This is a genomic window from Saliphagus sp. LR7, assembly GCF_003344565.1.
Lineage (GTDB): Archaea > Halobacteriota > Halobacteria > Halobacteriales > Natrialbaceae > Saliphagus > Saliphagus infecundisoli.
This window is the reverse complement of sequence record NZ_QPND01000008.1, coordinates 164,735-176,910: the sequence shown is the minus strand read 5'-3', so window position 1 is coordinate 176,910 and position 12,176 is coordinate 164,735. Positions and strand designations below refer to the sequence as shown.

General features: G+C 68.0%; 12 protein-coding genes. 4 read left to right on the top strand and 8 right to left on the bottom strand.

The features are described 5' to 3' along the window. Positions 1-859: 859 nt before the first annotated feature. The gene (gene gpmI / locus DVH23_RS13085) at positions 860-2,398 is read right to left on the bottom strand and encodes a 2,3-bisphosphoglycerate-independent phosphoglycerate mutase (protein WP_114577872.1); all 1,539 of its coding nucleotides are present in this window, start codon (positions 2,396-2,398) and stop codon (positions 860-862) included. On the opposite strand from gpmI, the gene DVH23_RS13080 reads away from it, so the two are divergent. Then, positions 2,397-3,173, top strand: coding sequence for a LysE family translocator (locus DVH23_RS13080; protein WP_114577871.1), 777 nt, complete (start codon positions 2,397-2,399; stop codon positions 3,171-3,173). The two genes, gpmI and DVH23_RS13080, sit on opposite strands and share 2 nt — an antisense overlap. On the opposite strand, the gene DVH23_RS13075 is transcribed toward DVH23_RS13080, so the two are convergent. Both DVH23_RS13075 and DVH23_RS13070 read right to left on the bottom strand, forming a co-directional pair. Further along, positions 3,168-3,710 (bottom strand): hypothetical protein, encoded by a 543-nt coding sequence (locus DVH23_RS13075; protein ID WP_114577870.1) that lies wholly within the window; start codon positions 3,708-3,710, stop codon positions 3,168-3,170. The two genes, DVH23_RS13080 and DVH23_RS13075, sit on opposite strands and share 6 nt — an antisense overlap. A gap of 6 nt (positions 3,711-3,716) precedes the next feature. Continuing rightward, positions 3,717-4,439, bottom strand: coding sequence for an HD domain-containing protein (locus DVH23_RS13070; RefSeq protein ID WP_114577869.1), 723 nt, complete (start codon positions 4,437-4,439; stop codon positions 3,717-3,719). A 167-nt stretch (positions 4,440-4,606) separates the two neighbouring features. Here DVH23_RS13070 and DVH23_RS13065 point away from each other — a divergent pair, with 167 nt between their 5' ends. Together DVH23_RS13065 and DVH23_RS13060 are read left to right on the top strand one after the other, a co-directional pair. Continuing rightward, a complete protein-coding gene (locus tag DVH23_RS13065; RefSeq protein ID WP_114577868.1) occupies positions 4,607-5,626 on the top strand; it encodes an AI-2E family transporter in 1,020 nt (339 codons plus the stop codon). Between the two features lie 58 nt (positions 5,627-5,684). Then, on the top strand, positions 5,685-6,938 hold the full coding sequence (locus tag DVH23_RS13060; protein ID WP_114577867.1) for a tRNA (N(6)-L-threonylcarbamoyladenosine(37)-C(2))-methylthiotransferase: 1,254 nt from the start codon (positions 5,685-5,687) through the stop codon (positions 6,936-6,938). 429 nt (positions 6,939-7,367) lie between these two features. Here DVH23_RS13060 and DVH23_RS13055 read toward each other — a convergent pair whose 3' ends face one another. Genes DVH23_RS13055 through DVH23_RS13045 form a run of 3 tightly spaced genes read right to left on the bottom strand, consistent with a single transcriptional unit; the run spans position 7,368 to position 9,805 of the window. Further along, positions 7,368-8,234, bottom strand: a complete 867-nt coding sequence (locus tag DVH23_RS13055) for a mechanosensitive ion channel family protein (RefSeq protein ID WP_114577866.1) — start codon at positions 8,232-8,234, stop codon at positions 7,368-7,370. A 43-nt stretch (positions 8,235-8,277) separates the two neighbouring features. Beyond that, positions 8,278-9,192 (bottom strand): cation diffusion facilitator family transporter, encoded by a 915-nt coding sequence (locus DVH23_RS13050; RefSeq protein ID WP_114577865.1) that lies wholly within the window; start codon positions 9,190-9,192, stop codon positions 8,278-8,280. Between the two features lie 52 nt (positions 9,193-9,244). Further along, a complete protein-coding gene (locus DVH23_RS13045) occupies positions 9,245-9,805 on the bottom strand; it encodes an HIT domain-containing protein (RefSeq protein WP_114577864.1) in 561 nt (186 codons plus the stop codon). A gap of 226 nt (positions 9,806-10,031) precedes the next feature. Between DVH23_RS13045 and DVH23_RS13040 the strand changes: the two genes are divergently transcribed. After that, the gene (locus DVH23_RS13040) at positions 10,032-10,232 is read left to right on the top strand and encodes a hypothetical protein (protein WP_114577863.1); all 201 of its coding nucleotides are present in this window, start codon (positions 10,032-10,034) and stop codon (positions 10,230-10,232) included. Positions 10,233-10,250: 18 nt separating this feature from the next. On the opposite strand, the gene map is transcribed toward DVH23_RS13040, so the two are convergent. Next, positions 10,251-11,150 (bottom strand): type II methionyl aminopeptidase, encoded by a 900-nt coding sequence (gene map, locus DVH23_RS13035; protein ID WP_114577862.1) that lies wholly within the window; start codon positions 11,148-11,150, stop codon positions 10,251-10,253. A gap of 42 nt (positions 11,151-11,192) precedes the next feature. Next, positions 11,193-12,098, bottom strand: coding sequence for an isoaspartyl peptidase/L-asparaginase (locus DVH23_RS13030; protein WP_114577861.1), 906 nt, complete (start codon positions 12,096-12,098; stop codon positions 11,193-11,195). Between the last annotated feature and the right edge of the window lie 78 nt (positions 12,099-12,176).

Genomic DNA, 12,176 nt, shown 5'->3' with positions numbered 1-12,176 from the left:
CGGCGGCGAGCGCGCCCTTTTTCATAAACGATCGTCTCGAGTCGTCGGTCGATATCTCGTCGCTCATTGTCTCTCTCGCCCCGTGGTGGGGCGTCCGATTCCTTGACCGGATTTTAGAATAAAGGGCGCCTACTGTTCCACCCAACAGCGATCGGTTGAACGCGGTTCCTCTCGCCCCCGAAACGCTCTCGGGGGGCTCAGCGGATGGAAGGCCTCCTGTAGTACCGTTCTCGGCTCCGACTCCATCAGCGCTCTCCGAGCCGTGAATAGGGACGCCTTACAGCGCGCTAGGCTGTCTCTACAGTTCGTGAGCCCGATCTCTCCGGATTCGACTTTTGCTTCCCTCCACTCGGTCGCAGTCGGGGATCTATAGCAGTGTCCTACCGAACACGGACGAGAGCCGCGCGCCGCTGTATCCTCCTCCTATTCGAACTTCGGAGCCCACTGAGAACGGGGGTTTGTGCCTCTAGTAGGCGAAACGACGACCGTTGTCCACAACGGGATACCACCGAGAACGTATCGGTCGCGCCGGTCGTACTGCCTGACCCTCTCCGTGAAGAAATTCGGAGTTTCGCCATATTCTCCTGTAGGATAGGACATATTTACGAGGCTGTAGCTGCCTATCTCCTTTTGTGGAGGATACTCCTCCACAACCTCTCGTCCGGAATCTCTCGCTCCGGCCGTCACACATCACGGTCATCGAAGTGACCGTGATTTTTCACGGACCTCTCCGCGTCACGGATCCACTCTCGCCACAGATTCGACCGGAGTCCTCGATCCGAGAGGGAGGTCCGCGTTCTCGCCGCCTCGAAACAAACGGGAGAACGACGACACCGCTGTCTCCCGCGATGTGTCGTCGCTACTCGAGCAACGGTTCCCCGGTCATCTCGGGGGGCTGGGTTACGCCGATCAGTTCCAACAGGGTCGGCGCGATGTCGGCGAGCGTTCCGCCGGGGCGGACCGTCCGCCCGCCGTCGGTCCCGTCGGGGGCGACGTAGACGAAGGGGACCTCGTTGTAGGTGTGGGCCGTGTGGGGCTCTTCCTCGGTGCCCATGTCGTCTGCGTTGCCGTGGTCTGCGGTAACCAGAACGTGGGCGCCCGCGTCCGCCAGGGCGTCGGCGAGGCGACCCAGTTGGGTGTCGACGGCCTCGACGGCCGCGACGGCCGCACGGTAGTCCCCGGTGTGGCCGACCATATCGGGGTTCGCGTAGTTGAGCACCATCACGTCGGGGCTCTCGGGGCCTCGAATCGCGTCGATCGCCGCGTCGGTCAGCTCGGGCGCGCTCATCTCGGGCTGGTGGTCGTAGGTCGGGACGTCGGGGCTCTCGATGATCTCCCGACGCTCGCCCTCGAAGGCCACCTCGCGGCCGCCGTTGAGGAAGTAGGTGACGTGGGGGTACTTCTCGGACTCGGCGGTCCGGAGCTGCGTCCGCCCGGCGTCGGCGAGTACCTCCCCCAGGACCTTCGAGGGTTGGTTCGGCGGATAGGCCACCGGAAGGTCGAACGTGGCGTCGTACCGGGTCATCGTCACGACTTCCACCTCCGGCGGGGCGGTCGCGAACTCCCACTCGGGATCGATATCCGCGAGCAGTCGGGTGAGCTGGCGGGCCCGGTCGGCCCGGAAGTTGAACCACACGACCGAGTCGCCCTCCTCGAGGGGCTTTCCTCCCGTGACCAGGGTCGGCTCGACGAACTCGTCGGTTTCCCCCCGATCGTAGGACGCTTCGACGGCCTCGACGGCCGACGCCGCCGAGTGGGGGGCCTCCCGGGAGACGATGGCGTCGTACGCCCGCTTCGTCCGCTCCCAGTTGTGATCGCGGTCCATCGCGTAGTACCGGCCCGTCACGGTCGCGACGTCGCCGGTCCCCTCGGATTCGATCACGTCCTCGAGCGCTCCCAAATACTCGCGGCCGCCGGTCGGGGAGGTGTCCCGGCCGTCGGTGATCGCGTGGGTGACGGCCTCGACGTCGCGGTCGGCCGCCATCCCGATCAACGCGTGGAGGTGGCGGTGATCCGAGTGGACGCCGCCGTCGCTGACGAGTCCCAGAAAGTGGACCCGCCCGCCCGATTCGCGGGCGTGTTCGAAGGCGTCGGTGATCGCGCTGTTCTCTCGAAAGCTGCCGTCGGCGATCGAGTCGCCGATCCGGGTGTACTCCTGGTGGACGACCCGGCCGGCGCCGATGTTCAGGTGGCCGACCTCGCTGTTTCCCATCTGGCCGTCGGGGAGTCCGACCCGGCGGCCGGCGACCTCGAGTCTGCCTGCGGCACCCGCTCGTGTGAGGCGGTCCATCACGGGGGTGTGGGCGGTTTCGACCGCGTCGCGTCCGGCCTTCCGGCCCGATGGATCGTCGGCCCCGCCGAGCCCCCAGCCGTCGAGGACGATGAGTGCCCCGTCCATGTCCGGCGAGTCGGCTGGCGGCCCTAACTACCTGTCGCTCGCGGCTCGGCGGGCCGGCACGGTCCGGCCCGATGGCGGGCGGTTTTTCTCCCTTCGTTCCCGACCCCACGGCGTGGCTGCCCTCGTCTCCCTCGCCGTCGGCGTCGTCTTCGGGGTCGCGCTCGCGGCGCCGCCCGGTCCGATGAACGCGATCATCGCCGCCGAGAGCGTCACCCGGGGCTGGGTGGCTGGCTTCCGGGCCGGCGTCGGTGCGATGTCGGCCGACCTTCTGCTGTTCGTCCTCACGATCGGCGGGCTCGCGGGCGTCGTCTCCCGGTCGGGCGCCCTCGAGGCCCTCCTCTTTCTGGTCGGCGGGCTGCTCATGCTCGTCTTCGCGGCCGACGCAGTCGGCTCGCTTTCGGGCTCGTTCGTCCCGGCCGAGCGGCCCGTAGCGGGCTTTCGGAAGACGTTCGTCCTCTCGCTGACCAACCCCTACCAGCTCGCGTTCTGGCTCACCGCCGGCGTCGGCCTCGTCCGGCCCGGCACGATCGACCTCGCGGACCACGTCCCGCTGGGCAACCTCGTCGGCTCGGTCCCGATCGAGACCGGGAGCCCGGCGCTGCTCCTGGGGTTTTTCGCCGGGATCGCGATCTGGGTCGTCGCCTACCCCGCGGCCCTGGTCGCGGCCGGCGACCGGATCGACGCGCTCGCGCCGATCGTCTCGGCCGGCAGCGCCCTCGTGCTCGCGGGCTTCGGGCTCGTCTTCTGCTGGCTCGGCGTCGCGGGTTTGCTATAGCTTCAGGCGTGCGCGCTGGCGGCCGAGCCAGCCGGCGACCCGTCGCCGGAGCCGCCCCAGTGCCGTGACCGGGGTCTCCGCCTCGAGCACGTCGGGGTGGTCGCGGGGGAGCCAGTCGATGACCTCCAGCAAGGGCGGGTTGAGCCAGTAGCCGTCCCCGCGGTGGTGGCGCCGGCTCCGGTCGTCGAAGTACTCGCGTTCGCCGCCCGTCATCGCCCAGTGTGTGAGTTCGTGAAGCTCGTTCAGGACGAGGAGTTCGACGACGCCCACGCCCCAGCGCTCCATCCCGAGGGGGTAGTACCGGAAGTTGTGGACGATCACCGCGACCTCTTCGCCGTCCTCGCCCGGAGCGACCTCCCGCGCCACGCCGTCGTCGTTTTCCACGCCGTCGCCGGCGCTATCCACGTCGAACTCGGCGTACAGCGCCGGCGCGGGCGGGTAGTCCTCGAACAGCGCGTGGACCCGACGGGGACGCCGGGCGTCGTCCTCGAGCGCGGACTCGATCGCCGCGCCGAGTTCCCGATCGGGGAGGCCCACGGGCGCTTACGTCTCGTCGCCGGTGGAGTCGCCGCGGTCGCCACGGTCGGAGCGGTAGCCGTCCATTCCTGCGATCTCCTCGCCGAGCCACTCGCGGAACCACTTCACCCGTTTGAGTCGCTGGTGGGCGATGCTCTCGGCGGTCGGGCTCTCGATCCGGTCGGCGGCCGTCCGCCCGCGTTCGAGGACCCGATCGACCATCTCGTCGGCCTCCATATGCGTGCGGGCCTCGTAGCCCATCCGCAACAGCATGAGGACGGTGCCGTTGGCACCGATCTTGTCGAGCAGGTCGGCCTCGATCAGCGACTGTGCCTCGAGGGGGACGTCGCCGACGGAACCCTGGTAGGAGTGGTGTTCGATCGCGCGACACACCTGTGAGACGAACGACTCGGGGTACTCCCCGCGGGACTCGAGGTACTCCCGGGCGACCCGGGCGCCGGCCTCGGCGTGGAGTTCCTGGTCGGCCTCGAGTTTGGCGACGTCGTGGAAGACGGCGGCGACCCGGGTGACGTCGACGTCGGCGCCCTCCCGTTCGGCGATCTCCGTCGCGAGCGAGACGACGTTCAGGATATGGTTATGGCGGTACTCCGCGGAGTGCCACGGATACCACCGCATCCGGCCGCCCTCGGTTTCCTTCTCGACGCTGGCGGCGAGATACTCGAAGACGAACGCCGTCATCGCCTCGAACTCCGCGTCGCTCACCTCGGTTTCGGTTATCTCGACGCCCACGATGGATCCCTCCGCGGCGTACGAACGATAGTCATTACCCGAATGATGGTCGGTTTCACTCTTTAGCCTTTGGTTCAGGTCACTCCCGACGGGAAGTCCGCTCTCGGAGTCGAGGCGGTTGTATTGACTGCAGTGGCCTTATGCGTCCGTCGGCTGAACGGTTTCGTGTGAACCTGAGCAAGGGATACCTGCTTGCGCTGGTCGCCGTCTTCGCCGTTCTCTCCTATCTACTGGTGATCCCGTTCGTCCAGTACGTCCTCCTCGCGATCCTCGTCGCGTACGTCCTCGCGCCCCTCCACCGGCGTCTCGCCCCCCGGACGTCGCCGACGATCTCGGCGTTCGTGCTGATCGTGTTCGCGATCGCCGCCTTTTTCGTCCCGTTCGCGGTCGTCATCGCGGCGGTCGCCGGCGACGCCGCCTCGATCGTTTCGAACCTCGACCCGGAGGCACTCCAGGTCGGCATGGTCGAGAGCCGGATCCAGAACCTGACCGGCCGGGAGGTCGACATCGCGGGCGCGGTCGGGGACTCCGGCCAGCAGATCGGGATGGTCGTCGTCGAGCAGTCGACGACCTGGTTCAGCGCCGCGACCCACGCCGCCGTCGGGCTCGGGCTGGCGCTGTTCCTGATCTACTACTTCCTCCGTGACGGCCGCGAGCTCATGGGGTGGCTCCACGCGACCTCGCCGCTTCCCGACGACGTCCAGTCGGAACTCTACGAGGAACTCGACGCCGTGATGGCCGCCGTCCTGCTCGGTCACGTCCTGATCGCGCTCATCCAGGGCGGGATCGCCGGAATCGGCCTGTTCGTGACGGGGATCCCCAACGCCGCTTTCTGGACGTTCGTGATGATAATCCTCGCGTTGATCCCGCTGGTCGGCTCCTTTCTCATCTGGGGGCCCGCGATCGCCTACCTGTTCGTTACCGGCGAGCCCGTGTTCGCGGCGGGGCTCGCCGTCTACTGTCTGATCGTCGTCAGCCTCTCTGACGACTACCTCCGGCCGGTCCTCGTCGATCGCTACGCCGACCTCAATCCCGCGATCATCATCCTCGGGGTGCTCGGCGGGGTCTACGCCTTCGGGATCATGGGTCTCTTCTTCGGACCCGTCGTCCTCGGAGCCCTGCTCGCGACCCTGAACGTCGTCGCCGACTACTACGACGAACTCGACTACGAGCGCGCCGACATCTGACCGGGCGACCGCCGAGCGGGACCGTCGTGTTTTTGACCGGCGAGCCCCCACTCCCGCCGTGGCCCGCTACCACATCGAGACCTACGGCTGCACCTCGAACCGCGGCGAGAGCGCCGCGATCGAGCGTCGGCTCCGCGACGCGGGCCATCGCAAGGTCGAAGGCGCCACCGAGGCCGACGTCGCTATCCTCAACACCTGCACCGTCGTCGAGAAGACCGAACGGAACATGCTCCGGCGCGCAGCGGAGTTGAGCGAGGAGACCGCCGACCTCTACGTCACGGGCTGTATGGCCATCGCCCAGAGCGAGGCGTTCCGCGAGGCCGGTGTCGACGGGGAGGTCCTCCACTGGGACGAGGTCCCCGAGGCGGTCACCAACGGGGAATGTCCGACGACGACCCCCGACGCCGAACCCGTTCTCGACGGCGTCGTCGGCATCCTCCCCATCGCGCGGGGCTGTATGTCCGACTGCTCGTACTGCATCACCAAGCACGCAACCGGCAAGATCGACTCTCCACCCATCGAGGCAAACGTCGAGAAGGCCCGCGCGCTGCTCCACGCGGGTGCAACGGAGATCCGCGTCACGGGCCAGGACACCGGCGTCTACGGCTGGGAGGAGGGCGAGCGAAAACTGCCCGAACTCCTCTCGCGGATCTGTGCGCTCGAGGGCGAGTTCCGGGTTCGGGTCGGGATGGCGAACCCGAAGGGCGTCCACGGCATCCGCGAGGACCTAGTCCGCGTGTTCGCCGACAACGAGGAACTCTACGACTTCCTCCACGCGCCCGTCCAGTCGGGCAGCAACGACGTTTTGGGGGAGATGCGCCGCCAGCACCAGGTGGGCGAGTACGTCGAAGTCGTCGAAACCTTCGATTCAGTTCTAGAGTACTGGACGCTCTCGACTGACTTCATCGTCGGCTTCCCCACCGAAACCGACCGCGACCACGCCCAGTCGATGGCCCTGCTTCGAGAAACGCGGCCCGAGAAGGTCAACGTCACCCGCTTCTCGAAGCGTCCCGGAACCGACGCCGCCGACCTGAAGGGGCTGGGCGGGACGATCAAGAAGGAGCGCTCGAAGGAGATGAGCGAACTCAAAAGCGAGGTCGTCGGTGCGGCCTACGAGGGGATGGTCGGCGAACGCCGCGAGGACATCCTCGTCGTCGAGGAGGGCACCGGCGACTCGGTGAAGTGTCGGGACTCGGCGTACCGTCAGATCATCGTTCAGGACGCCGGCGAGTACGGCATAGAGCCCGGTGACTTCATCGACTGCGAGGTCACGGGTCAGAACACCGTTTACGCGTTCGGCGAGCCGGTCTGAGTCCCCGATTCACTCGTCTGTCAACTACCCCGCCCTGAACGCCTTCGGCGTTCTGCGGACGGGACTTGCGTGGCTTCGGTCGGGAGTTGTGGTCCCGGACCGACTTTTGTGCCGGTGCGGTCGGTCGGCAGAGGCAATGTAATTGGACGTGACCTCGGCGACGTCGCGGCAAGTCGAGCTTGCTCGGAGCGGTCGCGTCGTCGGTCCGTCCTTCGAGGCCGGTTGACGGCGGCCCGTCCGGAGCGAGGAACCAAACCTTTCCCGCACCGAAGTGTTGGTTCGGCACCCATTGCTGGGCTGTCTGAAGCCCGCTTCGGACGACAGAGGACAACGAACCGGGCGATACTAACTGTTTCGCCCAACTTCGCAACGCGATTCCTCTCCTCCCTACTCGCGGCTTCGCCGCTCGGTGAGGAAGGGGACTCCTCGCTACTGCCTGTTGAAGTCGATCGCCTTCGGAACCACGCCGACCTCGCCCTCGAGAACCCGGGCGTTCGACCGTCCGAGGTCGATCCCGGACTCCTCGAAGCGCTCGACGACCGCCTCGGCGTACTCGGAGCGGACGCGAGCGAACGTGAGCCGGTTGGGCTCGGCGATCCAGATCCGCGCCGAGAGCCGGACGGTCTCGCCGAGGTCGGTTATCAGGACGGTCGGCTTCGGATCGTCGAGGATCTCCGTGTGGGCATCGGCCTCCTCGCGCATGATCCCCACGGCCTCGCCGACGTCGTCGTAGCCGGTCTCGACTGCGACCTCGAGACGGAGCGTGTCGTTGAGCACGGGGTTGGTCACCGCCGAGTTCGTCAGCACGGAGTTGGGGACGGTGACGACCTCGTTGTCGAACGTCCGGACGCGGGTCGCCCGGAAGCTGATGTCCTCGATGACGCCCTCCTCGTCGTCCCAGCGGATCCAGTCGCCGATGTTGAACGTCGGGTCGGTGACGATGAACGCGCCGCTGACGAGGTTGCCGATGACGTCCTGGGCGGCAAAACCGAGCGCGACGGTGAGCGCGGCGACGAGGATCGCCGACCGCTGGAGGGCGTACTCGAAGCCGGCGGTCGAGAGCGCGAGCAGGACGGCGACGGCGACGACGGCCAGCGACAGGGCCTTCCCGGCGCCCCGCCTGAGGGTGGGGTCGGTCCGGCGGAACTCCATCCAGCGGTCGGCGAGGGCAACGAGCCCGCGGCCGAGTACGTAGAGAGCGAGGAAGGTGAGGGCGAAGACGGCCACGCTGTCGGCGAGGGCGACGTACTCGGCGAGCAGCCGTTCGACCCGGGTCGTTGCTGTCGCGTCCGTCACGTTCTTCCCAGGGCGCCCGACGGACTCAAATGTTCCCCCGGCATTAGGAGCGCCCGGGCCGATCGACGGGCCCGGATTCGACCTTCCACTCCCCGAGTTCCTTCGGATCGACGTGGACGAAGACGTCGTCGACCTCCGGGATCGAACGGATCGCCTCGACGATCTCGCTTTCGATGTCGTGGGCCGCGAGCAGCGTGTGTTCGCCCTCGACTTCGACGTGGAGGCTGACGTCGATCTCGGGGCCGACGTAGTGGGCGATCACGTCGTGGACGCCGTAGACCTCGGGGTGGGCGGTCGCCCGGGCGACGATCTCCTCGCGGAGGTCCTCGGGCGGAGCGCCCCCGACGAGGTAGTCGAGGTTGTCCCGGACGACCTCGACCCCCGAGTAGAGGATCCCGACGGCGACGACCGAGGCGGCGATCGGGTCGAGCACCGGGAGGCCGGCCTGGGCGCCGGCGACGCCGACCAGCGCCGCGCCCGCGGTGAGGACGTCGTTTCGGTTGTCGGTCGCGGTCGCGACGATCGCGGGGGAGTCGTGGACCTCCCCGACCCGCAGGCAGTAGCGGTAGAGCAGGTATTTTCCGCCGGCGGAGACGGCGAGCACAAGAGCCGCCCAGGGGCCGGTCGCGACGCCGATCTCGCCGGAGAGCAGCGACCCGACCGCCCGCCAGAGGATGAGTCCGCCGGCGGCGAAGATGGCGATGGCGACGAACAGCGAGACGAACGGCTCGATGCGTTCGTGGCCGTGGGGGTGGCGGTGGTCGGGGGGCTGGGTCGTCAGGTAGAGCCCCGCGAGGACGACGACGCTGTAGCCGACGTCGGTCGCGCTGTTGACGGCCTCGGAGCCGACCGCGAGGCTCCCCGACTGCCACCAGACGGCGGCCTTGATCGCGAGCAACAGCAGGTTGACCACGAGAACGACGAGGCCGACCCGCCGGACCGCCCGCATCCGGTTCATCACGACGGCCTACGGCAGGGTTCGGTAAGGACGTTCCGAACGGCCGCCGGTATCACTCGCCGTCGGTTCGGCTCGCTCCGTCGAAGACGACCGCGCCCGAGGTGGAGATCGACGCGCCCTCGAGCCCGGCGAAGGCCTCGTGGAGCCCGTCGTAGGTCTCCTCGATGGCCTCGACGATCACCTTCGTCTCGCCGGTCACGGGCATGAAGTTGGTGTCGCCCTCGAAGCGGGGGACGACGTGGGTGTGGAGGTGGTCGTCGATCGAGCCGCCGGCACCCTCGCCCAGGTTCAACCCGACGTTGAAGCCGTCGGGGTCGAAGGCCTCGGTCAGGGCGGTCAGGGTCCGTTGCTTGAGCCGGGCGTGGTCGAGCAACTGTTCGTCCCCAAGGTCGGCGTAGTCGCCGGTGTGGGCGCGCGGGATCACCATCGCGTGACCGGGGTTGTACGGCGCGTTGTTCAGCAGGACGAAGGCGTGGTCGCTTCGGGCGACGATCCGGTTCTCGCGGTCGTCGCTCCGTTCGGGAAGCTCACAGAAGACACACGACTCGACGTCGGGATTCTTCTCCTCGCGTCTCACCCACTCGATGCGCCAAGGGGCGAACAGCCGGTCCATACCCGGGAGCACTCGAGCCCGCCCTAAAGTCTTTCATACGATCCCCGTACGCCGGTTCCGCTGAGGACCGCCCCGTTGACGGCGTCGCCGGCATACGGATCCAGCGGGGTATCAGTCGGCGATACGCGCCGAAGGGGTGGCAATACCGTTTCGTTCGCACCGTTTTCGCCGTTCAATCGCGAAACGAGATGGGGGTTTATGACCGATCCCGGGAACCTTCTCCTCGATGGCAACGACGGATGGGGCCGGTGGAGGGATGACGGAACCGTGCGAACGCTGCGGGCTCGAGACGCTCCACGACGTCTCCGTCCAGATCCGGACGGAGAGTCGCGACGGCGAAAACGCCCGGTTCTCCCGGGAACCCTACCGGGTCACCGAGTGCCAGCGGTGTGGGTTCCGTCGGAGCAAGCGAATGAACAACGCCTAGGGCCCGTAGTCCGGGCCGCTACCGGGAGGCGGTCGTCACCTCACAGCCGTCCTCGGTGACGATCACCGTGTGTTCTTTCTGGCTCACCAGCCGGCCCTCGTCCTCCTTGAGGACCGGGTAACCGTGAATTACTCCACGAGACTTCAGCCGCCGGAGGGCCATCTCCGGACGGGCGGTCTCGAGCCACCGGGTCGCGAAGGGAAGGGTTCGAAACTCCTCTTTGATCTGTTCCAACGCTTCGCGGGCGCCCCGGTCTCGGACCGACCGGTCGTCCTGGAGCGAGAAGATCTCCTCGCTGGAGCCCTCGTTGACCTTCCCGCCGCCGTCGGTCGCGAACGGTTCGAGGGCGACGACGTCGCCGACCTCGAGGGTCGTCCCCTGGTCGACGGCGCGGTTTGGAATGTTCGGGCTGGTGTGTTGTTCCCAGTGGCCGAGGCCGTGGCCGGTGAGGTTGACGACGGGGTTGTAGCCGTAGCCGTCGATCGCCTCCTCGATCGCCCGGCCGATCTCGCCGGTCTCGACACCGGGTTCGACGAGGTCAATCGCGGCCTCCAAGGCGGCTTCGGGGGCCTCCGCGAGGTCGTCGTGGCCCGAGAGGTCGACCGTGATCGCGGTGTCGGCGAGCCAGCCGTCGATGTGGACGCCGATGTCGAGGTTGATCATCTCCTCGCCGAAGGTCTCCTCGTCGTCGATGGCGGGCGTCGCGTGGGCGGCCTCCTCGTCGATCGAGATGTTGACCGGGAACGCGGGCGTCCCGCCGAGTTCGCGGATGCGGTCTTCGGCGTACTCGGCGATCTCTAAATGGGTCACGCCGACCTCGACGCGGTCGGCGGTCTCCTCGCGGACCTGGGCGAGGATCTCCCCTGCCTCCCGGTGTTTCTGGTACTGTTCGCCCTCGAGATCGACGGTGTCAGCCATACCCCCGTTTGGGCCGATCGGCAAAAAGAGGTTGCGTCTCGGTCAGCGTTCGGCGCGGGCGGTCTGCATCGCCGAACTGTTGAACGCGGATCCGAGCCCGCCGTCGCCGTCCGCGGCGATGACGCCCGCCGTCGAGCCCGTGAGCTCCTCGAACTCCTCGATCGCGGCCTCGCAGGCTTTGCGGGCGTTCCGGCCATCCCCGATGTGGTCCGCAACTCGTCGGGAGAGGGTCGTCCGGGCGATGTCCTCGCCGGCACCCGTGGCCGAGACCGCCGCTTCAGGACAGCAGTAGTAGCCCGAGCCGACCTGGGGGACGTCCCCGACCCGGCCCGCGAGCGCGAGCCAGCGTCCGCCCGTCGAGGTCGCCGCCGCCAGCCGGTCGCCCGCCCGGGCGACCGCGCCGACGGTGTCGTGGTCCGTGCCGTCATCCGTGCTCTCGCCCTCCCGGTCGCGACCCCCGGGATCGCTCTCGCCGAAGCGTTCCTCGAGCCACGCGAGCTGTTCGCGGGGGCCGCCCTCGGGTGCCTCGAGGTCGTCCCACCGCTTTCGGGTTCGTTCGCTCCAGCAATCGACCCCGGTCTCGACGCCGTACGCGCCCGCGAGCTCCGCGGCCCGCTCGCCGCTGAGGAGCACGTGGGGCGTCTCCTCCATGACGACGCGGGCGGCGCTTACGGCGTGTGCGACCCCGGGAACCGAACAGACCGCGCCGACGTCTCGACGGTGGGTCATGATCCCGGCGTCGGTTCGGATCGCCCCGTCGCTCTGGACCGCGCTCCCGACGCCCGCGTTAAAGCGCGGGGAGTCCTCGAGGACACGAACTGCCCGCTCGACCGCGTCTACGACCGAGCGCTCGCGGGCGCCCGCCGCCGCGGCCTCGTCGAGGACTTCCCGTCTGGGTTCGGGCTCGTCGGGCTCCGTGCCCGCGCCGCCGTGGACAAGTAGCTGCATGCAGGGACGGGCCCCTCGGGAGGGAGGAAGCTTCCGGTCGGCGCCGGGGAACCCGACAGTATTAATTCCCCGTCGGCC